The following is a 26,161-nucleotide window of genomic DNA, read 5'->3' as shown; positions in this document are numbered from 1 at the left end:
AGAGATGAAGCATTTTCTGGATATCAATAAGACCAGCGTGGATGACCTGCGCAGTATGATCGACAGCGCGAAGGCGATCAAAAACGCCCGCAATGGTCGCCCGAAAGGGGCGCAGGATGATGACCTGCCGCTGAAAGATCACATGGTAGCCCTGATCTTTGAAAAGCCGTCGACGCGGACTCGCGTAAGTTTTGATGTCGGCGTGCGCCAGATGGGCGGGCAGACCATGGTGCTCTCAGGCTCCGAGATGCAGCTGGGTCATGGTGAGACCGTGGCGGACACGGCCAAGGTGTTGAGCCGCTATGTCGACCTGATCATGATCCGGACCTTTGAAGAGGCCACGCTACTTGAGATGGCGGAAAACGCGACCGTGCCGGTGATAAACGGGCTGACCAACCGCACGCACCCTTGCCAGATCATGGCGGACATCCTGACCTTTGAAGAGAAGGTTGGGCCGATTGCGGGCAAGAAGGTTGTGTGGTCCGGTGACGGCAACAACGTCTTTGCCAGCTTTGCCCATGCGGCCGGGCAGTTTGGTTTTGATTTGACCTTCACCGGTCCGCAGACCTTGGACCCGGAGCAGGTGTTTATCGATGAAGCCCGCGCAAAAGGCGTGAAGGTGGAGATCGAGCGTGATCCAGTGAAAGCAGTTCAAGGTGCTGACCTTGTGGTGACGGACACTTGGGTGAGCATGCACGATGCGCCGTCCGCACGGGAGCGCCGCCACAACCAGCTGCGTCCGTTCCAGGTGAACGAAGAGCTGATGAGCCATGCCAATGACGATGCGCTGTTCATGCACTGCCTTCCAGCGCACCGGAATGAAGAAGCCACCAATGCCGTCATGGATGGGCCAAATTCGGTGATCTTTGATGAGGCGGAAAACCGGCTGCATGCGCAGAAGGCGATCATGAAGTGGTGCCTTCAGAACTAAGGTTCGCTACATCAAGTAACGTAAGGGCGTCAGCGTGGCTGGCGCCCTTTTTGTTGTTTGGGAGCGCACCCTGCGCCTAAGCTAGTTGCGCGAGAGGACAGAGGGAGCGCGTGATGGGTGAGGCGCAAGGGCGCGGAAGTGCGCCCAGGACTGTGGTGGCCGGAGCCGGCAGTATCGGCTGTTTTGTCGGTGGGATGTTGGCGCGGAGTGGTCACGATGTGACGCTGTTGCTGCGGGCGGGCACGGCTGAAGAGATCACGCAGAATGGTTTGACGCTGACCGATTTTGGCGGGCTGGATGCAGCTTTGGCGCCGGATCGGTTTGCGATGAGCACAGACCCGGCCTGTCTAGCGGCGGCGGATATTGTGCTGGTCACGGTGAAAAGTGGCGCCACGGAGGAGATGGCGGCGCAGATTGCCGCGCATGCGCCGGAAGAGGCCGTGGTGGTGAGCCTGCAAAACGGTGTGGAGAATGCGGCGCGGCTGCGGGAGATGTTGCCCGGATGGGATGTGCGCGCGGGCATGGTGCCGTTTAATGTGGTCTGGGTCGGCGGTGGCCGGTTTCATCGCGGCACCAGTGGTGACATCATCATCGAGAGTGGCCAAGGGCATATTGGACGGCAGTTGAGCGTGCCGGATTTGCATGTGCATGAGCATGGCGACATCGCAGCTGTGCAATGGGGTAAGCTGCTGATCAACCTCAACAACGCGTTGAATGCGCTGTCGGGTCTGCCGCTGCAGGCGCAGATTGGAGACCGGGGCTGGCGGCGGTTGATGGCGGCGCAGATGACGGAAGCATTGGCTGTGCTGCGGGCGGCGGATGTGGCTTTTCAGAACCCTGTGGCAAAGGTGCCAATGGAGCTGGTGCCACGGATTTTGCGGTTGCCGACATGGGTATTTCGGCTGGTGGCGAAGACTATGCTGTCGATTGATCCCAACGCGCGCAGCTCCATGTGGGAGGACCTTGAGAAAGGTCGTGGGACCGAGATTGACGAGTTGCAGGGCAAGATTGTGCGCTTGGCGCGGCGGGCCAATGTCGCGGCGCCAATCAACGCGGGCATTGCAGAGATGATCCGGGAAGTGGAGATGCTGGGCGCTGGCGCGCCCAATCTCACGGCACGTGACGTGCAAAGCCGTCTGCGGACACAGGATGCGCCCGCAGACGGGGACATTTAGCTGCTCAGCGTGTTGAGCGCGTAGAAGATCGCAGCCGACATCAATGCGGCGGCGGGCACGGTGATGACCCAGGCGGCGACGATGGTCATGAAGTGGCTGCGGCGCACCAGCTTGCGGCGGCGGCGTTCTTCTGGGGCGATGCGCTTCTCTGGTGGGCGTTGCACAGCGGTTTTGCGCAGGCGGCGCTCGGCATGCCATTCGCGATAAAAGCCCACACCAAAGATGCCGCCCACGGCGATGTGGGTGGAGCTCACTGGCAGGCCCAGCCAAGAGGCGACAATCACGGTGATCGCGGCAGACAGGGCGACACAATAGGCGCGCATCGGGTTCAGCTTGGTGATCTTCTCGCCAACCATACGGATCAGCTTGGGGCCAAACAGGAAGAGACCAAAAGAGATACCAAAGGCGCCGATGATCATCACCCAGTTGGGGATGGACACTTTGGCGGCAAATTCGCCAAATTCGGCAGCGTGCACAATCGCGGCCAGCGGGCCAACCGCATTGGCGACGTCGTTGGCGCCGTGGGCGAAAGACAGAAGCGCAGCGGAGAACACCAGCGGGATGCCAAACAGCACTTTGAGCGATTTGTTGCGGTTCTCCAGGCCTTCGGATTGGCGACGGATCAGCGGGGCTGAGACCACATAGGCCAGGCCCCCTGCCGCGGCACCGATCAGCAGCGCGGTTTGCAGGTCAATCTTGATGATTTTCTTCAGGCCTTTGAGGGCCAGATAAGACGCAAAAGCGGCGGCCATGATGCCGATCAACACCGGCACCCAGCGGCGGGCGGCGGCAATTTTGTCGTCCTGATAGATGATCTTGGTTTTGATGAAGGCCAGAAAGGCAGCGGCGATCACACCGCCCAAAACCGGAGAAATAACCCAGGAGGCGGCGATTTTCGCCATGGTGGGCCAGTTCACGGCCGCGAAACCTGCGGCGGCGATGCCTGCGCCCATCACGCCCCCTACAACGGAGTGAGTGGTGGAGACCGGCGCGCCGACCCATGTGGCGAGGTTCACCCAGAGCGCGGAGGAGATCAGCGCGGCCATCATGGCCCAGATGAAGATGGTGGTGTTGGCCATGCCAGAGGGATCAATGATGCCTTTGGAAATGGTCGAGACCACGTCGCCCCCGGCCAGCAGGGCGCCGGCGCTTTCAAAGAAGGCGGCAATGACAATCGCGCCGCCCATGGTGAGCGCGTTGGCCCCCACAGCGGGGCCCATGTTGTTGGCCACATCGTTGGCGCCGATGTTGATCGCCATATAGGCGCCGATCCCGGCGGCGGCGATGATGATCATCGTGTTGGAGTCGCCGCCAGACAGAAGACCTGCGGCAACACCGGCGAGCACAATGAAGGCAATCGCAATGCCAAACCCGACCATAGGGCGGGAGACATAGAGTGTGGCAGATTCCAAATGGGAGATGCGGTTGAGGTCACGGTCCAGAGTGGACCACTTCTTGCCTGAGTTTGGCGAGGTCATGACAAAGAATCCCGGCTTTACGTCGTACGGGGGGGCTACCCCCGTCTCCGGGTCATTGCAACGATTTCGTTACAAATGCGTTACGAAAGGATTACAATTCTCTCAGAAGGGCCTGAAGCTGTGGTTCGTTCACCATATCGGCGGCTTCCTGTGCAGGGACCCATTTGCGGGTGCGCTCGTCCGCCTCTGGGAAATCGTCGACCAGTTCTTTGACTTCGGTTTCAAACACGGTCACGTCCACCGGGATTTCCAAACCGCCATCGAGACGCTTGTCATAGCCGTAGATGCCGACGGGTTCGCGGTCGATGTTGGCCTTTTTCACGCCCGCTTCTTCCCAGGCCTCGCGCAGGGCGGCACCCGGCGCATCAAGGCCGGTGATTGGCCAGCCTTTGGGCAGCACCCAGCGACCGGTGTCACGTGAAGTGATCAGGAGCACCTCGGTTGTGCCCTGTTTCTCACGCGTGCAGAGCGCGGCCACCTGAATGCGGCGTGGACGACGCCACAGGGGGGCAATCACGCTGTCAAAGGCGGTTTTCAGGGCGTTGGTCATGGACGTCTGCTCGGCTTTTTTCGGTTTTTGTATCGGGTCGTTTCTTTGTCGTTCTTTTGTATATACGTTTTGGTTAGCAAAACGTCAAGATGACTGGAAAATACACCTATTGTTTACGCCGTTTTGCGCGCAAAGTCGGGTCTGCCTGGGTGGGGTCTTCGGGCCAGGGGTGCTTGGGGTAACGCCCGCGCATGTCCTTGCGCACATCGGCGTAGGAGCTGGCCCAGAAGCCGGGGATGTCCATGGTGGTTTGCACCGGTTTTTGCCCTGGGGAGAGCAGGGTGACGCGCAGCGGGGTGTTGCCTAGCATCGGGTGGGTGGTCTGGCCAAAGAGCTCTTGCAGGCGCAGGGTGATTTCCGGGTTTTCGCCGGAATAGTCGATGGGGATTTTGCGATCCAGCGGCGTGGTGAAATGCGCGGGGGCAAGTTTGTCCACCAGTTGCATTTGCGGCCAGTCAAGGCGGGCGCGCAGGGCGTCGAGCAGGTCGAATTTCTTCCAGTGGTCGGCGGTTTTCACGCCGGAGAGATGCGGCAGCAGCCAGTCGTCGATGCTGGACAGGAGCGCGTCGGGCGTCATATCAGGCAGGTCATGGCTTGCGGCGCGGATCAGCTCCACGCGGGCGACAAAGCGTTGTGCAGCTGGGGCCAGCGTGATGCCAAGGTCGCGCACGCCGTCGAGCATGGCGTGGGCGATGGCATCATTGGGGGCGTCTTTCCAGATGCGGTCGTCCAACGCAACGGCGCCGAACATTTCCTGACGGCGGGCAATGACGCGGCGTTCGCGTTTGGACCAATGGCAGTTGTCTTGCCAAGAGATCTGATCGGCAAACAGTTCGCGGATTTGGCCTTCGGAGATTTGGATGGCCTGGCGGATGCGCGCTTCGCGTGGGTTGCCGTCCGTGCCTGTCACCACAATCAGGCGAGTGGCGGCGAGCGGGTCTTCCTCGTCCAGAATGGCGCCTTTGCCGCCTGAGAGCACAAAACGCGGGGCGTCACCTTTGCGGTGCAGGCCGATGCGGTCTGGGTAGGCCAGCGCGGCGAGTTCTGCGGCGCTGCGCGGGGTGGGATCGCTGCCTTTCGCGGATTTGGCGAGGCGTTTGGCCTCGTCGCGGATGCTATGCAGCGCGGCGCGATTGACGCCGTAGGGGCGGCGGTCGGTGAAGGTTTTGAGATCGGTGAGGGCTTCGATGCGCAGGGCAAGGTCCACAGGTGCGCCGCGGGTGAGCGGGTCGCGCGCGGCGAGCAGCGCGGCCATGGGCGCGGCCTGCGGGCCTGCGGTGGCGAGCATGTGGGCCAGACGGGGATGTAGCGGCAGTTTGGCAAGGGCTTTGCCATGGGCGGTGATGCGGTTGTCGCGGTCCAGCGCGCCAAGCATCTGCAGGACGGATTGCGCCTCGGCAAAGCTGCCGGGGTTGGGCTGCGTCAGAAGGGCGAGGTCGGTGGGGGCGGCGCCCCAGAGGGCGAGCTCCAGTGCGAGGCCTGTGAGGTCGGCGGCTTCGATTTCGGCGGGGGGAAAGGGCAAGAGCGCGCCTTCTTCGCCTTTGGTCCAGAGGCGGTAGCAGGTGCCTTCGGCGACACGTCCGGCGCGGCCTTGGCGCTGGGTGGCTTCGGCGCGGGTGACGCGCTCGGTGATAAGGCGGGACATGCCGGAGCCGGGATCAAAACGAGCGCGGCGGGCGCGGCCTGCGTCAACCACAACACGCACGTCTTGAATGGTGAGCGAGGTTTCGGCAATCGAGGTGGCGAGCACCACTTTGCGGCCGGTTTTGGCGGGGCGGATGGCGGCTTGCTGATTCTTGAAGGGCATGGCGCCAAACAGAGGGTGCACGGTGCAGTCCGCAGGCAGTTTCAACAGGGATTGCGTGCGGCGGATTTCGCCTTCGCCGGGCAGGAAGACCAACACGCCACCGTCGGTTTCGTTGACGGCTTGGGTGATCAGGCGGGCAGTGACCTCTTCCAGACGGGTGTTTTTGGGCAAGGGCCTGTCGAGCCAGCGGGTTTCTACCGGATAGGCGCGGCCTTCGGACGTGATCATGGGGGCGTTGCCCATGAGGGTGGCGACTGGCTCTGCGTCTAGCGTGGCGGACATGGCCAACAGGATCAGATCGTCGCGCAGGGCGTCGCAGATTTCGAGACAGAGGGCTAATCCGAGGTCGGCGTTCAGGCTGCGCTCGTGGAATTCGTCAAAGATCACCGCGCCGACGCCAGAGAGTTCCGGGTCGGATTGGATCATGCGGGTGAGGATGCCTTCAGTCACGACTTCGATGCGGGTGGATTTGGAGGTTTTGCTTTCGCCGCGCACGCGGTAGCCCACGGTTTGCCCAGCGGTTTCCCCCAAGGTCTGCGCCATGCGTTCAGCGGCGGCGCGGGCCGCCAGACGGCGCGGCTCCAGCATCAAGATGCGGCCCTGAGTGAGGTTCGCCTCCAGCATCGCAAGCGGCACAACGGTGGTTTTACCTGCACCGGGTGGGGCTTGCAGGACCGCGCGGCCGGTGGCGCGCAGGGCGGCGATCAGGGGATCAAGGGCGTCGTGGATAGACAGTTGCGTCATAAGGCACCTTATCGGCCCGTGGGCGCGGGGCGTCTAGAGGGATACGCGCTAATCGCGGCGGAAGAGTTTGGCCTTGCCGTGGCGGGAGGTGAGATGCACCTCGTTGGCGCGCCAGCGGTCGCCTGCGGGCGTGTAGACAATGGCGAGTGGCGAAGTTTTGAGTTCGGCCAGTTCTTCGGCGGAGTAGCCGCCGATGCGGTCGTAGGTGCCAACGCAGGTGACTTTGCCGTCGCCGTTTTGGCGCGATTTCAGCGTGATGCGCACAAGGCGGGTGCCGTCAAATTGTTTTTGGTCCAACGTGCAAAGTTGATCCGCGTCCTGATCGCGCAGGGTGAGCCACATCATGGTCATCGGATCGACCGCGCCGCGCTTGACTTTGTCTGAGATCGGTGCCGCTGGCGTTTGGGCACCAGCGGTTTTGCGCGGTAGGTTGCCTGTGAAGGTCAGGGTGGTTTCGCTGACCCGTTTGCCGGTGTCGATGAAGCCGTCATAACGGGAGGGAGCGATTTTGTTGCCACGGATCGCGCCCTGACTTTGTACAGTGAAGCGGATGCGGCGGAGGGCGCCAGCAAGCCCGGTTGTGTAAAAACTGCCTTTGCCGGCAAAGGCGCTTTGGGTTTGCCGCGCGGCCACGTCCAGTTCGCCAACTTTGAAGCCAAAGGCGTGCACCGACCATTTTTGGGTTTCAGAGTTCGCTAGCCCGGCGTGTGGTACGCCCACTGCGGCACAGAGCAGCAGTGGGGCGAGAAGGTGGGCGGGGCGGGGTAGACAAAATGGGGTCATGCGCGGCATGAAGACTCACAATCAAAAAGATACAGGCTTGTCCATGGATATCGCAGATCTGCGTGACAGAATACTGAAACAGGACCGTCGGGCGCTGGCCCGGGCCATCACTTTGGTGGAGAGCGCGCGGCCCGATCATCGGGCGCAGGCTACGGCCCTGTTGGATGAGCTGTCAAAGGCGGGCAAACAATCGTTGCGGATTGGGTTATCGGGCACACCGGGGGTGGGGAAATCCACCTTTATCGAGAGCTTTGGCATGATGTTGACCGCGCGGGGGCTGCGCGTCGCCGTGCTGGCGGTGGATCCGTCTTCGGCGCGGTCTGGTGGGTCTATTTTGGGGGATAAGACCCGAATGGAGCGGCTGAGCCGGGATCGAAATGCATTTATCCGGCCTTCGCCCAGCCAGACCCATTTGGGCGGCGTGGCGCGGCGGACGCGGGAGGCTGTGGCGCTGTGCGAGGCGGCGGGGTTTGACGTGGTGCTGATCGAGACCGTAGGCGTTGGGCAATCCGAAACCGTTGTGGCGGAAATGTCGGACCTGTTCCTGTTGTTGCTGGCGCCTGCCGGGGGCGATGAGTTGCAAGGTGTGAAGCGCGGGATCATGGAAATGGCGGACGTTATCCTTGTGAACAAGGCGGATGGCGAACTGAAAAGCACAGCCATGCGGACCTGTGCAGATTATTCCGGTGCGTTGCGCTTGTTGCGCAAGCGGCCGCAGGACCCGGACGGGTTCCCAAAGGCGATGACGGTCTCGGCTTTGGAAGAAAACGGGCTGAGCGACGCTTGGGGCGAGATGACGACGCTTACGGAGTGGCGCAAGCAAGAGGGCCATTGGGCTTACCGACGGGCGGCGCAGGCGCAGTTCTGGTTTCACGAGGAAGTGCGACAAGGTTTGTTGGCGCGGTTAGAGCAGGGAGATGCGCCGCAACTTCTCAGCAAACTGGATGCAAAAGTGGCGTCCGGTGATATGACACCTGGTCAGGCCGCAAAGGAGATGCTTGATCGACTCTCCTAATCTGCGCAATCATCTGCGGGTTGTCTTTGGGCCTTTTTAGGATTTGCTCCGTATTGGCCTAGAGGGATGGTTGATTTGGAGTGGGTGATGGAACAGCCTCCACCCGGAGCATTTGAATGGTCTTTGCGTGGACTGGAGGAAGCCGAAACGGTTTTCACCCAAAGCCGCGATGGCCGCATCATTTTAGAAGTGCGCCATCCAATTGTTTCAGGCGTCACCACCGAAATGGTGCAGTGGTGGTTTGGGGTGTATGCGCATCTGAAGCTACGGATCGACGGTGACGATTTTGAAGCGTTCAAGGTTTGGCATCCTCGGGATCACAAATACCTGCGGCGCGTAGATGACAACTGGTCCGGGCCGTTGCGGCCTGGCGATTGTGTCTCCCTGCATGAGGCTTATGGTCCGAGCCAAGAATATAGTAACAAAGAAACCGTTCAAATCGTGCGCTTGGATCAGCGCGGGTTTGGGCTGCGGGCGATCCGCCTCGGTCTGACCGTTGCTGATTTGAGCTATGCGTTTGACGATACGCCCGAAGGTCTGAAGGTCTCGACGCGGCTTTGTGTCGGTGTGGCTAATGGTTGGGCAAAAACGCTGATCAACCAGGTTTTTGTACCGCTTCTGTTTGATGAAAAGAAAACGGAGGCCTGGATGCTGCACAATGTGGAGGAAGTGAGCTCATGGGCAAACTTCCTGCCGGCGATTTTTGCGCGGCGCGAACAAGGCGACCTGATCATCTGGGATCAAGGCCGGGACGCCTAGTTTGTGGTGTGTCGTTACGTCGGGGACGAATTTTCTTGCTTTGAACTGTTGTAGCACACAGGCTTTGTGGAGCTGTTCTGGCCTGTGCGACAGGAGGGTCGGGGCAAGCTCTTGAGTTGCGCAGAAGCAGGAGAGGTGCGTGCAGTTACCGGAGCCGCGAGAATTTGGCTGGGAGCTGAAGAGCTTTGACAATGCCCATTCTACAGTAACGCATTTGCCGGATGGGCGGACGTTGTTTGAAGTGGACCACCCGCCGGTCCGGGACGTGACTGCGGAGATGCTCAGCTGGTGGTATGGCGTTTATGCCGACCTGACGCTGGTGATTGACGGGGACACCTATCCGGCGTTTCTGGTGAGCCATCCGCAGGACCATATTTCGTTGGACAGTGAAAAAGCGGTGCCAGACGGGCCACTCAAGGCAGGGGATTTTCTGAACATCCAGGAGGCGTATCAGCGCAATCCGAAGTTTGCCCTCGATGAACGGCTGGAGGTTGTGGCGCTGGATGCGCAGCGCTTTGCGCTCAAGGCGACGCGGCGAGGCGTGACCGTGGCGGATCTGGAGTTCCGCTTTGAGGACGGCCCGGACGGCGCGAAATTCACTAATTTGCTGACTGTCGGGGTGGAAAGCGGTTGGCTCAAGCCTTTGGTCAACAGGGTGATGATTCCCTGGTTGTACTATGAGGACAAGAATTACGCCTGGGTGCTGCACACCGTGGAAGAGGTTGGCAATTTTGAGAATTTCCTACCGGAAATCTTTGCGCGCCGGGATCAGGGCATGACAATCCGGTGGAACCGCAACTCCCTTGCGGATAATGAAGATCGGGCGCCGGAAGGTTAGCGGGCAAAATGCAGCCAAAGCGTGGCTGAATCACTTGACGCCCCCGCGAAATGGGCCTAATGACGCCAGACAAATTTCCGGGCGCAGCCTAGGCGGCGCCCATTTGCTTTGACGGGGTCGATCTCCCCGTAGACCGATAAAACGAGGATGAACCCATGTCGCGCCGTTGCGAACTGACCGGAAAAGGCCCGATGACGGGCAACAACGTAAGCCACGCCAAAAACCGCACCCGTCGTCGGTTTCTGCCAAACCTGAACGACGTGACCCTGCAGTCTGAGACTCTGGGCCGTGGTTTCAAGTTCCGCATCTCCGCAGCCGCGCTGCGCACTGTGGATCACCGCGGTGGTCTGGACGCGTTCATGGCGAAAGCAAAAGACACCGAGCTGTCTGAGAACGCTCTGAAAGTCAAAAAAGAGATTGCCAAAGCGCAGGCCGCAAACGCCTGATCGCGCTGATCTTTTGAAGATTTTTACAGCCTCGCAGATTTGCGGGGCTGTTTCTTTTTGTCGCCTTCACATTCCTGAGAGGGCGTGCCTATATGCGGGCATGACGCTTTGTTTGCGCAGATATGTGGCCGCCGTTATGGCGCTGGTGCTGGTTCTGACCGGGCACAGCATGGCCATTGCGCGTGGCATGACCGGCCCTGAGGGTTTTGCGGAATACTGCATTGGCGAAAGCGCGGTGATGGTGCCGGTGGACGCCGAGGGCAACCCGACTGGGCCGGCGCATTTCTGTCCCGAAGTGAGTTTCACCCTGCTCAACTGGGTGGCCTTGGACCAAGCCGATGTCGGTGAGGTGCTGGGTCGGAGCGAGGTACTGCAGCTGCCGCAGGTGGCTGTTGAGGACGTGATTCGTCTGATTGCTGAAAGTGCGCGGGCGCCGCCGTTGGGTTTTCTCTGATCCAAACACACAAACCACAGAGAAAACCTTCCGGACAGGAGACCAATATGTCCTTCAAAACCCTATCCCTCGCGGCCGCTGCTGCCGTTGCTTTCGCCCTGCCTGCTTTTGCCGAAGGCACCATCGCCGTGAATGACGCCTATGCACGTGTGTCCTCCAAAATGGCCAAGGCGGGCGCGGCCTTTATGGTGATCGAAAACACCGGCGCAGAGGACGACCAATTGGTTGCCGTAAGCTCCGATGTGGCCAAGCGCACCGAGCTGCACACGCACCTGGATGATGGCAACGGCAACATGAAAATGATGCACGTCAAAGAGGGTTTTGCCGTGCCTGCGGGCGGCGAACATGCGCTGGCGCGCGGTGGCGACCACGTGATGTTCATGGGCCTGACCCGTGGCCTGGAGCATGGCGATGTGGTGACCATCACCCTGACTTTCGAGAAAGCTGGTGATGTGACGCTGGAGGTGCCTGTGGATCTGGAGCGCAAGCCGGATCATGGCGCCATGAAGCATGGCGACCATTCCGGTCACGGCATGAAGAAGACCGACGGCTAAGTGTCGGGTTCCTTTGCTGAATTAAGATGAGGCCGGTCCTTATGGATCGGCCTTTGCTATTTGGCGCGGGCGAGTTCAGTAGCAACCCACTCCGGTACAACCAGTGTGGCGGGGCCAAAATGGGTTTCGGCAAAGCGCGACACGCCGGAAGAGGGCTCCAGGTTCAACTCCACCGTATGGGCGCCAAACATGTCGGCCTCATTGACAAAATTGGCCGCGGGATAGACCTCGCCAGAGGTGCCGATCGAGACAAACACATCCGCCTGTGCCAAAGCGTTTGAGATGCGCTCCATGCCGTAGGGCATTTCGCCAAACCAGACCACGTCGGGGCGGGTGGCGGGTGCACTGCAGGCCGGGCAAGGATCATTTGGTGCCATCGTCGGCGGGGCGGGCCAGCGGTGGTCGCAGGCGTGACACAGGGCGCCATGCAGGGTGCCGTGCATGTGCAGGACGTTCTGGCTGCCGGCCTTTTCGTGCAGCCCGTCCACGTTCTGCGTCACGATCAGGACGGTGCCGGAAAACTCGGCTTCCAGTTCTGCCAGTGCAAAATGGGCAGCGTTGGGCTCTGCCTCGGACGATTGCCCGCGGCGCGCGTTGTAGAAGTCATGCACCAGTTTGGGATTGCGGGCGAAGCCTTCGGGGGTGGCGACATCTTCGATGCGGTGCTGCGCCCAGAGGCCGTCTTCGTCGCGAAACGTGCCCAGGCCACTTTCGGCGCTGATCCCGGCGCCGGTGAGGATGACAATTGACTGTGGCATAGGCGCTCCTGATGTTGGCTGTGCGCAGTGTTGCAAGCAGTGCTGAGAGAGGCAAGTGCTTGACCTATATGCCAGTTGCGGCGATGGCTAGGGCACCAAAAGGGAGAGGGAATATGCGGGTTCTGTTTGTATGTCTGGGCAATATTTGTCGGTCGCCTTCGGCAGAAGGCGTGTTTCGCGCCATGGCGCCAGAGGTGGACACGGACAGCGCGGGCACAGCCGGGTGGCACGTGGGCAAGCCACCCTATGGACCAATGCAAGCGGCGGCGTTGGCGCGGGATGTGGACCTGTCGGAATTGCGCGCACGGCAGTTTGTAGCGCGTGACTTTGAGCGCTTTGATTTGATCATTGGGATGGATGCGGAGAACATCGCCAATATCGAGGCGCTGCGCCCGGATGGGAGCGACACCGAAGTGCGGCTGTTCACCGATTATGCGCCGGAGAGTGGCATGTCAGAGGTGCCCGACCCGTATTACACGCGGGATTTTGACGGGGCGCTCGACCTGATCGAAGACTGCGCGCGCGGGTTGAAAGCGGCCCTAGAGGCAGGCTGAAGTTTTGGAAGTTTGGAAACTGGGCTAGTTGTCTGTGTCCAGGGTCTTGAAGGCCCCGTCGAGCCAAGGGAAGCGCTCAAGAGCGGGGCTGACCATATGGGCGTGGATCAGGCCGCGCATGGTTTGGGCCACATCCCGCGGCACCGTGTTGGCCCAGTCGCCGCTGGCGAGCAGCGAGATTTGGCGGCTGAACGGTGCAAACGGCAGCGGGTGCGCGTCAACCTGATCGTGGAAACGGGCAGCTCGCAGATAGCCCAGAGGTGTGGTGATTGCCCAGCCAATGCCGCGTGACACCATAGCCATAAGGGACGGGTTGGAGCCAATTTCGAAACGGTGCGGCACTTCAAACTGGGCGCGGGTCAGTTCGGCCTCAATTTGGCGTCCAATAAGCTGTTCCTGGCCGTAGCGCAGCATGGGGAGCTCCTGCAGCGCAGTTGTGATGTCCCCTTTTCGGGGTAGGAATCCAGAAGGGGCGACGAGGATAAACGGATCCTGCGCTAGAGGGTATTCTGTTATGCCATCAAGGGCTTCCGGGGCCACGGCGGTGATGGCGAGGTGCAAGTCTCCGTTACGTATGGCGTCTGTGATCTCATGGCTCGGCGCGGTTACAAGGCGAAAGCGGCAGCGGGTCATGGACTCAGCCAATTTGGTGACCAATCGCGGTGTCAGGTCGTTGTCAAAATCATCAATGATGCCCATCGACAGCTGCGTCAGATGGGTGAGGTCCATCACGGTGAGTTCGGACTGTGCCAGCCTGAGTTGTGACAGGACCTCTCGCGCGCGAACCAGATAAGCGCGCCCCGCCGCGGTGAGCTGCATAGGGCGCTTGCTGTGATCTATCAGGTCGGTGCCAAGCGCGGTTTGCAGGTTGCGGATTTGCTGTGATACGGCCGGTAGGGACAGGCCGGTGATCTCGGACGCGCGCGCGACGGAGCCGTGCTCGGCGAGCGCCTCAAAAACCTCGAGGCCGCGCAATGTGACGCCTTTGTTGAGCATAGGTCCCTCCACCAGCTTTGGCTTTTGTGAATAGGGAGCGACCTCGGGTCAAGGGCTTTTGCCGGCGCAATGGCCTCAGCGCAGATGTTTGCAGCTGGACACAACGCTGGTTTCGAACTTTTTGTAGCGCTTCCAGAAGATCTCATGGCTGCGTTGGTTCGACTGGCGGATTTCCTGCGCCTTGTGCGGGTCTTTGATGAAACTTGCGGCCAGGCGTTGGTCCGCGCGGGACAGGCTTTTGTTCGCGGTTTTCTGAATGCAACGGCACATTTGCCGCGTGGCTCCGTCGCGATCCGAGCGCAGGCAGGCGCGGTTCAGCGTGTTGGCGTCAACGGGTTGCGGGAGTGCGGGAACAAGCATCAGCGCCAGAAGGGGCGCGGCGAAAAATCTGGTCATGGGTGCCTCATCTCTCTGCGCCGGGCCGCGTGGCGTGATTTGTGCCATCTGGTTCGCCCGACAGAAAACCAGAGCCAATATGGCCCAAAATCGCGTTTGGTGCAATCACATGCGCGTGTCTGGCGCAGGATGTGGCGCTTGGGCGCGGGGTGGATTTGGAAAATCATTAGTCAATTGGCGGGGGCGTGGACTAAGCTGAGGAAAAGCAAGGAGGAACCTATGCCGAAGATTTCCAAGGAGACGGAGCTTCAGACCGTCATCACCACCTTTGAAATGACGCCGGGCACCTGTCAGGATTTGCTGGATGCGCTGACCGATGCTTATGACCAATTCATCTCCAAACAGCCCGGTTTTATTGCCGCTGGCCTGCATGTGAATGATGCGCAGACGCGGATTGCCAATTATTCGCAATGGCGGCGGCGCGAGGATTTTCAGGCGATGCTGCGCAGTGAGGAGATGCGGGAACGTAATCGCAAGATCAATCAACTTTGCCGCAGTTTTGAGCCTGTGATGTATGACGTTATGCAGGCCTATGATTGACGTTTGACCCTGTACCTGTTGTTGTCGTGCTTGGTTAGGAGTTTGAAATGTATAAGCATATTCTTGTGCCTGTGGCTTTTGACGAGGCCCATGATCCAAGCGAAGCGGTGGCGGTGGCGCGTCGGTTGATTGATGAGGACGGGCAGGTGAGCCTGTTGCACGTGATGGCCAATGTCCCGAGCTATGTGATCAACTATGTGCCCGAAGGATTTCAGGCCGAGGCGCAGACGGCGATTGTGGCCAGTCTGGAGGCCATGGGCGGCGACCTTCCCAACGTAAAAGGCGTTGTAGAAGAAGGACATGCGGGTAAGACCATTGTGAAATGGGGGGCGGCAAACGCGGTGGATTGCATTGTGATCGCGTCCCACAAACCCGGCGTGCAAGACATTGTGTTGGGCAGCACCGCGGCACAGGTTGTGCGTCATGCCAAATGCGCGGTACATGTGACCCGGTAGGCAGGGAGAAAGGCTCAGAATATGCGCGTAGTCAAAGTGTTGCAGGCAGCGGCGGTGGCCTTGATGGGGATCGTGGCGCAGCCGGCGATGGCCGAGGATGACATCGGGTTTTCCGATCAGCAGACCAAGCGGACTGTGGATATTTTTACCTACGGCGTGAGCGAATGCGCCAAGGTGGATCTGGTGTATCGCATTGATTGTCTGCGCCAGACTTACAGCCAGACTGTGCGTGTGATTTCAAAGGCTTCGGTCTATTGGGAAGCGGAAGTGGCACTGACCCGCGTGAACCGTGGCTTGTACTCCTTCATGCGTGCCAACACGGATTCCAGCCTTGGACGGGAGCGCGTGAACGGTGGGCGGATCAAGGCTGTGACACAGGACTCTCTGCCGCAAGCGATCCAGCTATATATGGCGGGCGCGGATAGAGCGGCCGAGGTGATGCGCAGCGGATCGTCGATTGAGGTGCGGTACTTCTCGCCAATTGCAGATGCGGTGGAGGCGTCCAAAGCGCTGCTGCAGTAAAGGTTAACGGCGGGGATCTCGGTGGAGATTTTGACGTCGGTATCACGTCGGTATTGCGACTGTTTCACGGAGGTGCAGATTTGAACGCGCCTCCGTTAATGTTTTGGGCGGTCTAAGTCGCGGGGCGCAGTTCCTCGGGCAATTCGTCGATGTGAAAATCCACATGCAGGTGATTGCCGTCTGGGTCGTGAATGTTGACCTGCACAATCGGGAAACCGGGCGGAAAGCCGAGGTAATAATCCAGATCGCGTGCTTTGAGCACATCCAAGAAAGCGGGCATGTCGGTGGCGGCAAAGGCGGCATGCTCGAGCGCGATGTGTCCGCCGCCGGCGATGAGGGGCTTTGTTGCCCCCACCAGATGCACCACCGCTTGGTCCCCGAGGTACATCCAGGCGCCGGGAAAACCGAAGTCCGGACGCGGGCCGTTGGTCATGCCCAGGACCTCCTCGTAGAAGCGGATCATGACGTCGAGATTTTGGGTGCCGATGTTGGCGTGGTCTAGGCTGTGTAATGGCATGGCGCGACGGTAAGGCGCGCCGCTGCCTTGCGTCAAGAGAAAGATGTTGGCGCTAACAGGTCGTCTGGTGTCAGGTGAAAGGCTTTGCCAAAGCCGCCATTCAGAAGCCCGCCGGTGACCTCAAATCGCACAAAGGAGAAGTCGGGGAAATCGACATAGAGTTTGGCTTTGGGGCGCAGTGACAGATAGTGGGCGCGGGTTTGCGCGTGTGCGTCGCTGCCTCTTTCAAGGAAAGAGGCCTTGGCGTGCAGGGTCATGCGCGGATGGGTGAGCGGGTCACCTTTGTCGCCGGGCTCCCCCACCAGCAAGGCGCAGTTGGCATTGGCGTGCAGTGCGCTGGTGTGGCTAGAAAGATCTGAAATCAATGTGAGTGGGGTGCCATCCGGTGCGGTGGCGAGGGCCACGCGGGTCACGGATGGAGTGCCAGTGGCGGGATCGGTGACGGCCAGCGCGGCATAGGTGGCAGAGGACAGCAGGTCACGGGCCAAGGCGCGGGCGTCAGCATCGGTTGGGCGAATGGGATCGGATTTGGTCATGGTCGGAGCGTGCCAGTTTTTCAGGAGAGCCAAAAGGGAGGGGGCAAACAAAAACGGCGCCTGGGAAAACCTGGGCGCCGTTCTTGTGTAGCTGGCTGGACCGTATCTGCCTGCGTGCGTGGCTTGCTGTCTGGCTGGACCTGGCGGTTGGCTGGGCCTTGCTTGATTGCTTGCTGCATACGTGAGTGGCCGGTCTGGCTCGCTCTGTTGCGCCCTTTCTAGGGTGAGTCGCTGAGGTGCGCAACCGAAAAGTGTTTAAAAACAAATGGTTGATTGGTTTTGTCGGGTATTGGATTGGTCCTGAGTTTGCTTGAGCGCCTTTTGGCAACCGAGCAATGGAATGTCTGATCCGGTGGTGAAATCTGGGAACGGCTTCCTATCTAGAAGACAGACAAAAAAAAGGAGAGTGCTTGATGAAATGTCCAGTGGATGGCGAAACCCTGGTGATTGCAGACCGCAACGGGGTGGAGATTGACTATTGTCCCAGCTGTCGCGGCGTGTGGCTGGATCGCGGGGAGCTGGATAAGATCATCGAGCGGGCGAGTGCCTATGCCGCGCCACCGCCCCCGCCGCCATCCGAGAATGTGCAGCCTGCGCCGCAGCGGGGCTACGATGGGCGTGGCTATGACGAAGGCCATGTGCGCCGCTACGAGGGCAAGCCGCGCAAGAAGAAAAAGATGAGCAGCTTCCTCGATGATATTTTTGATTTCTAAGACCCCTTAGCACGTGGTTCTGCTATCCGGTTGGCGGATGCAGGGCGGTGCAGTGTTGCGCCTGAATGCGGGCGCGGTCTTCGGCGGCGGGCAAGTCCCGCCGCAGGGCTTTCAGGCGTTGGCGTTGTTGCGCCACGTCGATCTCGACCGGTGTTTCTACCGTGCGGTAGCGGGTTTCCGGGCAGCTGTAAGGACGGTCTTTTTTGTCATAGCAGGTGTCATAATAGGTGTAGCTTTCTGAGTTGCGGTGAATGGCGTAGCCCCGGGTGATATTGCCTTCGGCGGTGGCGATGGCGCGGCGTAGTGTTGCGACTTCAGATTGCGCGGTGGACATGCAGCGCTCCAGTGGGGTGGCGCAGGCGGTCAGAAGGGTGAGGCCAAACAGGGCAGTGGGATAGGCAAAATGCATGAGGGGCTCCTTTGGTGGGAGCAACCTGCGGCCGGTCTCGCGCGTCAGGCAAAATCAGCGGGTTGTTATTGAATAACCGGCGCGCAGAGCGGGTAGCGCATGCAGTCATGCTAAAATTCATTTTAGTATACATATCTTTTTCTGCTGATATGGTGTGGCCGCAGTTTTTCCAGGATATTCAATGGAGATCGTGATGGCGGCGTCCCCGACAGCAAAAAAGAAAAAACAGAAGGGACAGCCAGAGAAGCTGGGGCAGGCGATCCGGTTGCGGCGCAAGGCGCTGGGCAAGACGTTGAATGCGGTTGCGGAGGAAGCGGATCTGACCACTGGGTTTATTTCTCAGGTGGAGCGCGGGATCAGCTCGCCGTCGCTGTCGTCATTGATGTCAATTGCGGCGGCGTTGCAGACCAGCGTGGAGCAGTTGTTAAGTGTGCCGGAGGCCTATTCTGAGTTTATCCAGAAAGACCGTCGACAATCCTATGCGCTTGGCACAGCGGGCCGTTTTTATGAGAAATTGGGGCCTGGCTTCCCTGGGGCGTTGATGCATTCGCAGATCATTCACCGTCCGCCGGGGCATGAATCCGAGAAGATGTGCCATGATGGGGAGGTGTTTTGTTACCTGCTGTCAGGTGAGGTTGAGTACCATTTGGAGGGTGCAGTGTTTGTCATGGGGCCGGGAGATGTGATTCACCACAACACCGCAAAACCGCATTTTTCGCGTGTCGTGAGTGATGTGGAATCCGTGGAGTTGTGGGTCAGCACCACGCCAATGAGCACAGCGGCAGAAAATTAAGTTTGCGGACGGCGGAAAGAAGGGTAATGTTTTCAGTATATTGTATCCAATTTCCGGATTTGCACCAAAATCCGCGCTTCAAAAATTTAGCTTTGCTAAAAAAAGTTTTAGCAAAATGTCAAAAACTGCCTATTCTCCCGGTCACCGAAGAGATTCGACCTGGGAGGAAAATAGACATGACACGCACCCTTATGGCGGCGGCTTTGGCGGCAACGACCGCGCTTGTAACGCCGGTGGCGGCGCAGGAACGCGGCGGCACAATGAACTTTGCCCGCTACGACGGCTCGCGCCTGATTGATCCGATTTATGCGGACCGCAACCCAGACATCTGGATGGTGGGCAGCCTGTTTGACACGCTGCTGCGCTCGTCTGATGACGGGAAGTCGATTGTGGGCGGATTGGCGGAGAGCTTTGAAGTGTCCGAGGACGGCAAGACCGTCACGCTGATGCTGCAGTCAGGCCTGAAGTTTGCCGATGGCTCAGCGCTGGAGGCGGACGACGTGCTGTTCTCACTGGACCGCGCGCGCAATGGCGACTTGGGGCCTTGGGCCGGGATGCTGGGCAATGTGTCGGGCGTGACCGCGGACGGCAACACCATCACCGTGAGCCTGAGCCAGCCGGACCCAACCATCCTGTCGATGCTGGCGACGTTCAACACCGCAATTGTGAACAAAGACGTGTTTGAGGCAGCAGAAGGCGCAACGGATCAAGAGAAATCCGCCGCCATCTTTGCCGCTGGTGGCGCGGGTGTGGGGTCCGGCGCCTTCTACATGTGTGGCTTTGAGCAGGGCGCCTCGATGGACTTCTGCGCCAACGAGCACCACTGGGAGATGGGGGCCGATGGCAAGCCGCTGCCATATCTGGACAAGGTGCATTTCGAGGTCATCCCGGATGATGCGACCCGTATCCTGAAGCTGCAGGCTGGGGAAGTGGACGCAGTGGAGTTTGTGCCGTTCAGCCGTGTGGCCGAGCTGGACGCTGATCCGGCGGTCAACATGAACCTCTACCCGTCCACGCGGATCATCTACTCGCCGATCAACACCCGCGAAACCCGTGCGGATGGGTCGGCCAACCCGCTCAACGATGTGCGTGTGCGTCAGGCGATCAACTATGCCACCAACAAAGACGCGTTGATTGGTCTGGTGCTGCAAGGCGCTGGTCAGCCGATGAGCGCGCCGCTGATGTCCTCGTCCACCCGTCTGGCGTCCAAGCTGGACCTCTATTCCTACGACATGGACAAAGCCATGGCGCTGGTGAAAGAGGCCGGGGTTGAGCCGGGCACCAAGGTGACACTAACCACGCTGGCGGGTTCTGCGGATGACTCAACCATCTTTGCTGCGCTTCAGCAGATGTGGGCGCCACTGGGCATTGACCTGGTTGTGGAGCAGGTCGACGGGCCGACCCGCAGCGCGAAGAACCGCTCTGGTGAGTTTGACATCCACACCTATGGCTGGGTGGATGATGTGAACGATCCAAGCCAGGTCACCGGTTGGTTGGGCTATTCTCCGATCCGCAGTGCGGTGGGCACCGGTTGGGAGAACGCCAAGTTCAACGCGCTGTTTGAAGCCTCCGGCAAAGAGATGGATCAGGCGGCGCGGGCGCAGCAATATGCGGACATGCAGACGATCTACGCCGATGCTGCGCCGCTGCTGTTCATGTATGAGACGCCTTTTGCGGTGGCGGTGTCCACAGCGGTTGACGGCTACGTGCAAACCCCGCTGGGCGCCAACATCTTCTCGCGCGCAACTGTGAGCAAGTAAGACCTATGCGCGTCGCGGGCGAGGGCCTGCGGCGCGTGTCTCAATTGGAAAATACCCATGGCCGGACTGCAATATGTTCTGAAGCGCCTCGCGCTGATGGTCCCCACATTTGTGCTTGTGATGATCATCATCTTTCTTCTGGTCCGGCTGTTGCCGGGCGACCCAGCCATCGCAATTGCGGGCGACAAAGCCTCGGACGCTGATCTGGCGGCCATTCGGGAAAAGCTTGGTTTAAATGATCCGCTGCTGGTGCAGTTCTGGCTGTTTTTCACCAACACTTTGCAAGGCGACCTTGGGCGGTCGATCATGATGCGCACGTCTGTGTCCAGTGTGATCATCGAGCGGCTGCCAACCACAGGGTTCCTTGCGCTTTTTGCGGTATCTCTGTCTTTGCTGATTGCTGGGCCGCTGGCTTTTGTTGCCGCGCTCAATCGCGGCAAATGGCCGGACACAGTGATCCGCACGGTGTTTCAGGTCGGCCTGTCGATGCCGGTGTTTTACATCGGTCTGATCCTGCTGACCTTTCTGGCGGCGCAGCTGCGGTGGTTCCCGGTGGGCGGCAGTGGTGACGGTTTCTTTGGCCAGCTCTACTACCTGTTCCTGCCGTCGATGACCGTGGCGCTCTACACCTCTGCGATCATCATGCGCAATTTGCGGGCCTCGATCATCGAAGTGCTGGATGCGGAGTATGTGCAGTTTGCCCGCGCCAAAGGGCTGCCAAATCGGTTGATCCTGGGGCGCCATGTGCTGCGCAATGCGTTGATTTCCACCATCACGCTGCTGGGTCTGTCGATTGGCAACCTGATGAGCGGCACGCTGGTGACCGAGACTGTGTTTGCCGTGCCCGGATTGGGGCGGCTGATGCTGGAGGCGATTTTTGCGCGGGACTATCCGCTTATTCAGGGGCTGACGCTGACCTTTGCCGTTCTGGTGTCGATTGTCTTCCTGCTGACCGACCTGTTCCAAAGCCTGCTTGATCCAAGGATGCGTCTGACATGAGCGATGCAGTTGTGACTTCTACAAAATCCTCCGATGCGCCGCTGTCGCGGGTGCAGCTGGCGCTGCGCAAGCCGGGGTTTCTGATCGGGGCTGTGATCATCGGGTTTTCCACCCTGTTGGCGCTGTTTCCAAGCGTCTTCGCGCCCTATGATCCAAACTTCATTGATTATCTGGCGGTGCGTCAACCGCCAAGCTGGGCGCATCCGTTTGGCACCGACATGTTGGGGCGGGACGCGCTGTCGCGGGTGATCCATGCCTATACGGTGAACATGCAAATGGCGATTTTGGCGACTGTCTTTGCATTGACCATCGGTGTCACAGTTGGGGCCTTGGTGGGCTATTATCGCGGTGTGGCCGACATGATTTTTGGCCGTGTGGTGGATGCGATCATCACCTTCCCGTTTTTGGTGCTGGTCATCGCGGTGGTGGCAGTATTGGGGCCGGGGCTGATCAATATGTATATCGCGATCACGCTGGTCGGCTGGGTCTACTATGCGCGTCTGATGCGGGCCGAGGTGATTGCGCAGATGGGCAATGACTACGCCAGTGCCGGGATTGTCATGGGCTATTCTGATCGGCGCATCATTTTCCGCCATCTGCTGCCCAATGCGATCACGCCGGTGATTGTCTACTGGATGACCGATATGGCGTTGGCGATCCTGCTCGGTTCGTCGCTGGGCTATCTTGGATTGGGGGCGCAGCCGCCGCAGGCCGAATGGGGCGTGCTGATTGCTGAGGGGCGCAACTTTATCACCACGGCCTGGTGGCTGAGCCTGATGCCAGGGATTGCGATTGTGATCACCGGGCTGGGGTTCTCGTTGATTGGCGACGGTCTGGCCGACCTGTTGCGGCCACGCGGGTGAGGGGAAAGACAATGACAGATCACCCGATTTTGGAAGTAGAGAACCTCTGCACCACCTTTAGCCGGGGCGGCACCGACCTCCCTGCGGTGCGCGACGTGAGCTTTGCGCTGGGCAAAGGGCAGGTGCAGGGGCTTGTGGGCGAAAGTGGTTCCGGCAAGAGCGTGACCCTGCGCTCGATCCTGGGGTTGGCGCGGCACTATGGCGAGGTGCGCGGGTCCGTGCGCTGGCAGGGGCAAGAGCTGACCACGATGTCGGAACGGCAATTGCGCAAGATCCGCGGGCGCGAGATTGCGATGATTTTTCAGGAGCCGATGACTTCGCTTAATCCGCTGCTGACCGTTGGCACGCAGTTGACGGAAACCTTGAAGGCGCACACCGATTTGGGGCGTCGGGCGCGGCGGGATCGGGCAATTGAGATGCTTGATCATGTGGGCATTCCGGCGGCGGCCTCGCGGCTTGGTGAGTACCCACATCAGTTTTCCGGTGGGATGCGTCAGCGGGTGATGATTGCGATTGCTTTGGCGGCAAGCCCGAAGCTGTTGCTGGCGGATGAGCCGACCACGGCGCTGGACGTCACCATTCAGGCGCAGATCCTCGATTTGATCCTGAAACTTGCGGATGAGATGTCGATGGGGGTTGTGCTGGTGACGCATGACCTCGGCGTTGTTGCACAGACCTGTGACACGGTGTCGGTGATGTATGCCGGGCGGGTGGTGGAGCAGGGCGATGTGCGGCAGGTGCTGCAAACGCCGCGCCATCCGTATACCGAGGGCCTTATGCGCTCTGTGCCGCAGGATGTGCCGCCGCGCACGCAACTCTATTCGGTGCCGGGCACGCCGCCCAGCCTGTTTTCCCTGCCAGAAGGCTGTGCCTTTGCGCCGCGGTGTCAGGCAGCTGGACCCGCCTGTCAGACCGCGCGGCCCACGTTGCAGGACATTGCGCCGGGGCGGCAGACCGCCTGTTTCCATCCACTGCCCGCGACACAGGAGGACGCCGCATGACCCAGACTGTGATGAAAATTGACGACCTTCATTTGTCGTTTCCGGTGTCGCGCAGCCTTTTGGATATGGTGCAGCGTAAGCCGGGGAAATCGGTCAATGCGCTGAATGGTGTGAGCCTTGAGTTGCAGCAGGGCGAGACCCTTGGCGTGGTGGGGGAGTCCGGCTGTGGCAAGTCGACTTTGGCACGCTGCATCGTGCGGCTCTATGAGCCGACCAACGGGCAGATCCACTTTGATGAAGAGAACATCTTTGGCGCCGCAGCGCGCAAGGATCGCAGCTACAACCGGCGCGTTCAAATGATGTTTCAGGACCCGTATTCCTCCCTGAACCCACGTATGACAACCGGCGACATTCTGGCAGAGGCATTGCGGGTGCACCAGATGCGGCCGGAGGCGGAGATTGCGCCGCGGGTGGCGGAATTGTTGGATTTGGTGCGGTTGCCGCAGGATGCGGCGGAGAAACTGCCGCATGAATTCTCTGGCGGGCAGAGACAGCGGATTGCGATTGCGCGGGCCTTGGCGGTGGAGCCGGAGGTGCTGATCGCGGACGAACTGGTTTCGGCCCTGGATGTATCGGTACAGGCGCAGGTGGTGAACCTATTGCTGGAGCTGCAAGAGCGTTTGCATCTGACCATTCTGTTTGTGGCGCATGATCTGCGGCTGGTGCGGCATGTGTCCAACCGTGTGGCGGTGATCTATCTGGGGCGGATTGTGGAGATTGGCGACAGTGAGACGTTGTTTTCTTCGCCGTCACATCCCTATTCGCAGGCCTTGCTGAGCGCGGCGCCGTCGCTGGACCCGGATGACAAAGGCGCGGCGATCCAGTTGGAGGGCGAGCTGCCATCGCCTCTCAATGTGCCGTCGGGCTGTCCGTTCCACGTGCGCTGTCGCCATGTGACCGCGCAGTGCCGGACAGTGATCCCGGAACTGCGGGCTTTGGAAGGGCGGGGCGAAGTGGCCTGTCACCATGCGGAGGAGATCAACCAACATGCCTGATTGTGGGATCGAGACTGTGCCGCCGCAGGTGATGGCGTTGCGCGCGGAGATGCGTGTGCGTGGGTTGGATGCATTTATCTTGCCGCGATATGACGCGCACCAGGGTGAGTATGTCGCGCCGCATGATGAGCGGTTGCGGTATGTGACCGGGTTTTCGGGGTCGGCTGGCATGGCGATTGTGACCATGGAAGAAGTCGCGATGTTTGTGGACGGGCGCTACAGCGTGCAGGTGCGGGAAGAGTGCGTGGGTGCGGTGTTTTCCTTCCACCATTTGTTTGAGGAGCCGCCGGAGGATTGGCTGTCGGAGCGGGCCGGGGATTGGTGGTGCGTTGGGTTTGATCCGATGCATTTGCCGCCAAGTTGGTATGATCGCTTTGCCGGGGCGCTTGCGGAGACCGGTGTGCAGCTGGCGGCGCAGAATGACAATCCGGTGGATTTCATTTGGGATGAGCAGCCGCCGTCGCCAATGGGGCAGGTGAGCGCGATGCCGCTGCAGTTTGCTGGGAAAACCGCCAGTGAGAAGGTGGCGGAACTGACAGCGTTCATGGCGCAGCAAGGGGCGCAGTTTCATGTGGAGACGCAGCCTGACAACATTGCCTGGTGCCTGAATGTGCGCGGGGAGGATGTGCCGTTTTTGCCAATTCCACAGTCCTTTATGTTGGTGGCAGATACCGGTGCGGTCACTTGGTTTGTGGAGCCGGAAAAGCTGCCGGATGATTTGGTGGCCAGCCTGCCGGAGCGCATCTCGGTGGTGCCGCCGCATGGGTTTTTGCCCTCAATCCGCGCCTCGGTGAAGACTGGGCAGCGGGTACTGGTCGATCCAGAGTTTTCACCAGTTGCGGTGTGTCTGGCGCTGGAGAAGATTGGTGCCAAGATTGAGCGGCGGACCAGTTATCTGACGCATCTCAAGGCGTTGAAAAACGCGGTGGAGCTGGAAGGCATGCGCGTTTGCCATATCCAGGACGGCGTGGCGGTGACGGAGTTTTCGGCCTGGTTGGCAGAAACGGTGCCTGCGCGGGCCGCCAGTGGTGATCCTGTGCGGGAAAGCGAGGCGGAGGCGCAGGTGAATGCGTTTCGCGAGGCCAGTGGCAGTTATCTGAGCGAGAGCTTCAACACAATCTCGGCAGCGGGTGGCAATGCCGCGATGTGTCATTACGCGACCACGGAGACGCGCGATGCGGCGATCTTGCCGGAGGCGCCATACTTGCTGGACAGTGGTGGGCAGTATGAGACCGGGACCACGGACATCACCCGCAGTTTTGCCTTTGGGCAGCGGCCTGAAGGGTACGATCAGGCCTACACAGCTGTGTTCAAGGCGTTTTATGCGCTGGCCACGTTAAAGTTTCCGCGCGGCACGCAGGGGCATCATATTGATGCGATTTGTCGCCGTCCGCTGTGGGATCTGGGGCTGGATTATGACCACGGTACGGGCCATGGGATTGGGCATCGGCTATCTGTACATGAGCATCCGCAGCGGATTGGCAAGCCAGTGAGTGCGGTGGATCTGATGCCGGGTATGGTGATGTCGATTGAGCCGGGACACTATGTGGCCGGGCTCTATGGCATCCGGATCGAGAACCTGTTTGAGATTGTCGAGGAGGACAATGGTTTCTTTGGGTTCCGCAATCTGACATGGGCACCAATCATGACCGAGATGCTGGACTTTGAGGCACTGACGGCGGCGGAAATCGCTTGGTTGGACAGCTATCACCAAGAGATGGAAGCGAAGCTGGGGCCGTTTTTGAGTGAGCGTGCCTTGTCGTGGTGTCAGATCAATGCGGCACGCGGGCAAGGTGCAGCGATAGGTTGAACATCGCAGA

Annotated in this window: 30 protein-coding genes; 20 read left to right on the top strand and 10 right to left on the bottom strand. The window is 59.9% G+C overall.

Annotated features, from left to right (window positions below; all coding sequences use genetic code 11):
- Positions 1-4 precede the first annotated feature (4 nt).
- Both argF and SIB92_RS10140 read left to right on the top strand, forming a co-directional pair.
- Entirely contained in the window at positions 5-931 is a 927-nt protein-coding gene (gene argF, locus SIB92_RS10145; protein WP_294118614.1) for an ornithine carbamoyltransferase, read from the top strand.
- 113 nt (positions 932-1,044) lie between these two features.
- Positions 1,045-2,106, top strand: coding sequence for a 2-dehydropantoate 2-reductase (locus tag SIB92_RS10140; RefSeq protein ID WP_412555666.1), 1,062 nt, complete (start codon positions 1,045-1,047; stop codon positions 2,104-2,106).
- Here the strand turns inward: SIB92_RS10140 and SIB92_RS10135 are convergent.
- The 4 genes from SIB92_RS10135 to SIB92_RS10120 all read right to left on the bottom strand — a co-directional run bounded on the left by SIB92_RS10135 (position 2,103) and on the right by SIB92_RS10120 (position 7,477).
- Positions 2,103-3,584: an inorganic phosphate transporter gene (locus SIB92_RS10135; RefSeq protein ID WP_412555665.1), complete on the bottom strand. Its 1,482-nt coding sequence runs from the start codon at positions 3,582-3,584 to the stop codon at positions 2,103-2,105. The two genes, SIB92_RS10140 and SIB92_RS10135, sit on opposite strands and share 4 nt — an antisense overlap.
- A gap of 91 nt (positions 3,585-3,675) precedes the next feature.
- Positions 3,676-4,134, bottom strand: a complete 459-nt coding sequence (locus SIB92_RS10130) for an NUDIX hydrolase (protein WP_412555664.1) — start codon at positions 4,132-4,134, stop codon at positions 3,676-3,678.
- Between the two features lie 106 nt (positions 4,135-4,240).
- On the bottom strand, positions 4,241-6,685 hold the full coding sequence (hrpB, locus tag SIB92_RS10125; RefSeq protein WP_412555663.1) for an ATP-dependent helicase HrpB: 2,445 nt from the start codon (positions 6,683-6,685) through the stop codon (positions 4,241-4,243).
- Positions 6,686-6,733: 48 nt separating this feature from the next.
- Positions 6,734-7,477 carry a DUF3108 domain-containing protein gene (locus SIB92_RS10120; RefSeq protein WP_412555662.1) on the bottom strand — a complete coding sequence of 248 codons (744 nt, stop codon included), beginning with the start codon at positions 7,475-7,477 and terminating at the stop codon, positions 6,734-6,736.
- A 34-nt stretch (positions 7,478-7,511) separates the two neighbouring features.
- Between SIB92_RS10120 and meaB the strand changes: the two genes are divergently transcribed.
- From meaB to SIB92_RS10090, 6 genes are all read left to right on the top strand, one after another.
- On the top strand, positions 7,512-8,483 hold the full coding sequence (meaB, locus tag SIB92_RS10115; RefSeq protein WP_412555661.1) for a methylmalonyl Co-A mutase-associated GTPase MeaB: 972 nt from the start codon (positions 7,512-7,514) through the stop codon (positions 8,481-8,483).
- 87 nt (positions 8,484-8,570) lie between these two features.
- Positions 8,571-9,242 (top strand): DAPG hydrolase family protein, encoded by a 672-nt coding sequence (locus tag SIB92_RS10110; protein WP_412555660.1) that lies wholly within the window; start codon positions 8,571-8,573, stop codon positions 9,240-9,242.
- 139 nt (positions 9,243-9,381) lie between these two features.
- Positions 9,382-10,080, top strand: a complete 699-nt coding sequence (locus SIB92_RS10105; protein WP_412555659.1) for a hypothetical protein — start codon at positions 9,382-9,384, stop codon at positions 10,078-10,080.
- 155 nt (positions 10,081-10,235) lie between these two features.
- Complete coding sequence (gene rpmB / locus SIB92_RS10100) at positions 10,236-10,526, top strand: 50S ribosomal protein L28 (RefSeq protein ID WP_412555658.1); 291 nt, start codon at positions 10,236-10,238, stop codon at positions 10,524-10,526.
- A 100-nt stretch (positions 10,527-10,626) separates the two neighbouring features.
- Positions 10,627-10,980 (top strand): hypothetical protein, encoded by a 354-nt coding sequence (locus SIB92_RS10095; protein WP_412555657.1) that lies wholly within the window; start codon positions 10,627-10,629, stop codon positions 10,978-10,980.
- Positions 10,981-11,027: 47 nt separating this feature from the next.
- On the top strand, positions 11,028-11,534 hold the full coding sequence (locus SIB92_RS10090) for a copper chaperone PCu(A)C (protein ID WP_168591378.1): 507 nt from the start codon (positions 11,028-11,030) through the stop codon (positions 11,532-11,534).
- 56 nt (positions 11,535-11,590) lie between these two features.
- On the opposite strand, the gene SIB92_RS10085 is transcribed toward SIB92_RS10090, so the two are convergent.
- Positions 11,591-12,292 carry an NAD-dependent deacylase gene (locus SIB92_RS10085; protein WP_412555656.1) on the bottom strand — a complete coding sequence of 234 codons (702 nt, stop codon included), beginning with the start codon at positions 12,290-12,292 and terminating at the stop codon, positions 11,591-11,593.
- A 113-nt stretch (positions 12,293-12,405) separates the two neighbouring features.
- Between SIB92_RS10085 and SIB92_RS10080 the strand changes: the two genes are divergently transcribed.
- A complete protein-coding gene (locus tag SIB92_RS10080; RefSeq protein ID WP_412555655.1) occupies positions 12,406-12,846 on the top strand; it encodes a low molecular weight protein-tyrosine-phosphatase in 441 nt (146 codons plus the stop codon).
- Positions 12,847-12,870: 24 nt separating this feature from the next.
- On the opposite strand, the gene SIB92_RS10075 is transcribed toward SIB92_RS10080, so the two are convergent.
- A complete protein-coding gene (locus tag SIB92_RS10075; RefSeq protein ID WP_412555654.1) occupies positions 12,871-13,842 on the bottom strand; it encodes a LysR family transcriptional regulator in 972 nt (323 codons plus the stop codon).
- Between the two features lie 75 nt (positions 13,843-13,917).
- Entirely contained in the window at positions 13,918-14,238 is a 321-nt protein-coding gene (locus SIB92_RS10070) for a hypothetical protein (protein WP_294118628.1), read from the bottom strand.
- A 219-nt stretch (positions 14,239-14,457) separates the two neighbouring features.
- Between SIB92_RS10070 and SIB92_RS10065 the strand changes: the two genes are divergently transcribed.
- The 3 genes from SIB92_RS10065 to SIB92_RS10055 are packed head-to-tail and all read left to right on the top strand — an operon-like array spanning position 14,458 to position 15,755.
- Complete coding sequence (locus SIB92_RS10065) at positions 14,458-14,778, top strand: antibiotic biosynthesis monooxygenase family protein (protein ID WP_412555653.1); 321 nt, start codon at positions 14,458-14,460, stop codon at positions 14,776-14,778.
- Positions 14,779-14,825: 47 nt separating this feature from the next.
- Positions 14,826-15,233, top strand: coding sequence for a universal stress protein (locus SIB92_RS10060; protein WP_294118631.1), 408 nt, complete (start codon positions 14,826-14,828; stop codon positions 15,231-15,233).
- 21 nt (positions 15,234-15,254) lie between these two features.
- Positions 15,255-15,755: a hypothetical protein gene (locus SIB92_RS10055; protein WP_412555652.1), complete on the top strand. Its 501-nt coding sequence runs from the start codon at positions 15,255-15,257 to the stop codon at positions 15,753-15,755.
- 112 nt (positions 15,756-15,867) lie between these two features.
- Here SIB92_RS10055 and SIB92_RS10050 read toward each other — a convergent pair whose 3' ends face one another.
- Complete coding sequence (locus SIB92_RS10050) at positions 15,868-16,272, bottom strand: VOC family protein (RefSeq protein ID WP_412555651.1); 405 nt, start codon at positions 16,270-16,272, stop codon at positions 15,868-15,870.
- 32 nt (positions 16,273-16,304) lie between these two features.
- Positions 16,305-16,808: a HugZ family protein gene (locus SIB92_RS10045; protein WP_412555650.1), complete on the bottom strand. Its 504-nt coding sequence runs from the start codon at positions 16,806-16,808 to the stop codon at positions 16,305-16,307.
- A 413-nt stretch (positions 16,809-17,221) separates the two neighbouring features.
- On the opposite strand from SIB92_RS10045, the gene SIB92_RS10040 reads away from it, so the two are divergent.
- On the top strand, positions 17,222-17,521 hold the full coding sequence (locus SIB92_RS10040; RefSeq protein ID WP_294118635.1) for a zf-TFIIB domain-containing protein: 300 nt from the start codon (positions 17,222-17,224) through the stop codon (positions 17,519-17,521).
- A gap of 22 nt (positions 17,522-17,543) precedes the next feature.
- Here the strand turns inward: SIB92_RS10040 and SIB92_RS10035 are convergent, their stop codons facing one another.
- On the bottom strand, positions 17,544-17,930 hold the full coding sequence (locus SIB92_RS10035) for a hypothetical protein (RefSeq protein ID WP_412555649.1): 387 nt from the start codon (positions 17,928-17,930) through the stop codon (positions 17,544-17,546).
- 181 nt (positions 17,931-18,111) lie between these two features.
- Here SIB92_RS10035 and SIB92_RS10030 point away from each other — a divergent pair, with 181 nt between their 5' ends.
- The 7 genes from SIB92_RS10030 (at position 18,112) to SIB92_RS10000 (ending at position 26,151) form a co-directional block, all read left to right on the top strand.
- On the top strand, positions 18,112-18,723 hold the full coding sequence (locus tag SIB92_RS10030) for a helix-turn-helix domain-containing protein (RefSeq protein WP_412555648.1): 612 nt from the start codon (positions 18,112-18,114) through the stop codon (positions 18,721-18,723).
- A 176-nt stretch (positions 18,724-18,899) separates the two neighbouring features.
- Positions 18,900-20,483, top strand: a complete 1,584-nt coding sequence (locus SIB92_RS10025; RefSeq protein WP_412555647.1) for an ABC transporter substrate-binding protein — start codon at positions 18,900-18,902, stop codon at positions 20,481-20,483.
- Between the two features lie 57 nt (positions 20,484-20,540).
- A complete protein-coding gene (locus SIB92_RS10020) occupies positions 20,541-21,482 on the top strand; it encodes an ABC transporter permease (protein WP_412555646.1) in 942 nt (313 codons plus the stop codon).
- Positions 21,479-22,345 (top strand): ABC transporter permease, encoded by an 867-nt coding sequence (locus tag SIB92_RS10015; RefSeq protein ID WP_412555645.1) that lies wholly within the window; start codon positions 21,479-21,481, stop codon positions 22,343-22,345. Before SIB92_RS10020 ends, SIB92_RS10015 begins: the two co-directional genes overlap by 4 nt.
- Before the next feature lie 11 nt (positions 22,346-22,356).
- On the top strand, positions 22,357-23,346 hold the full coding sequence (locus SIB92_RS10010) for an ABC transporter ATP-binding protein (protein ID WP_412555644.1): 990 nt from the start codon (positions 22,357-22,359) through the stop codon (positions 23,344-23,346).
- On the top strand, positions 23,343-24,341 hold the full coding sequence (locus tag SIB92_RS10005; RefSeq protein WP_412555643.1) for an ABC transporter ATP-binding protein: 999 nt from the start codon (positions 23,343-23,345) through the stop codon (positions 24,339-24,341). Before SIB92_RS10010 ends, SIB92_RS10005 begins: the two co-directional genes overlap by 4 nt.
- Positions 24,334-26,151, top strand: a complete 1,818-nt coding sequence (locus SIB92_RS10000; RefSeq protein ID WP_412555642.1) for an aminopeptidase P family protein — start codon at positions 24,334-24,336, stop codon at positions 26,149-26,151. Before SIB92_RS10005 ends, SIB92_RS10000 begins: the two co-directional genes overlap by 8 nt.
- Positions 26,152-26,161: the final 10 nt, after the last annotated feature.

It is taken from the genome of Shimia sp. MIT1388 (assembly GCF_047124445.1).
In the GTDB taxonomy this organism is placed as follows: Bacteria; Pseudomonadota; Alphaproteobacteria; order Rhodobacterales; family Rhodobacteraceae; genus Shimia.
The sequence above is the reverse complement of the archived record's forward strand: the minus strand, read 5'-3'. Positions and strand labels throughout refer to the sequence as shown.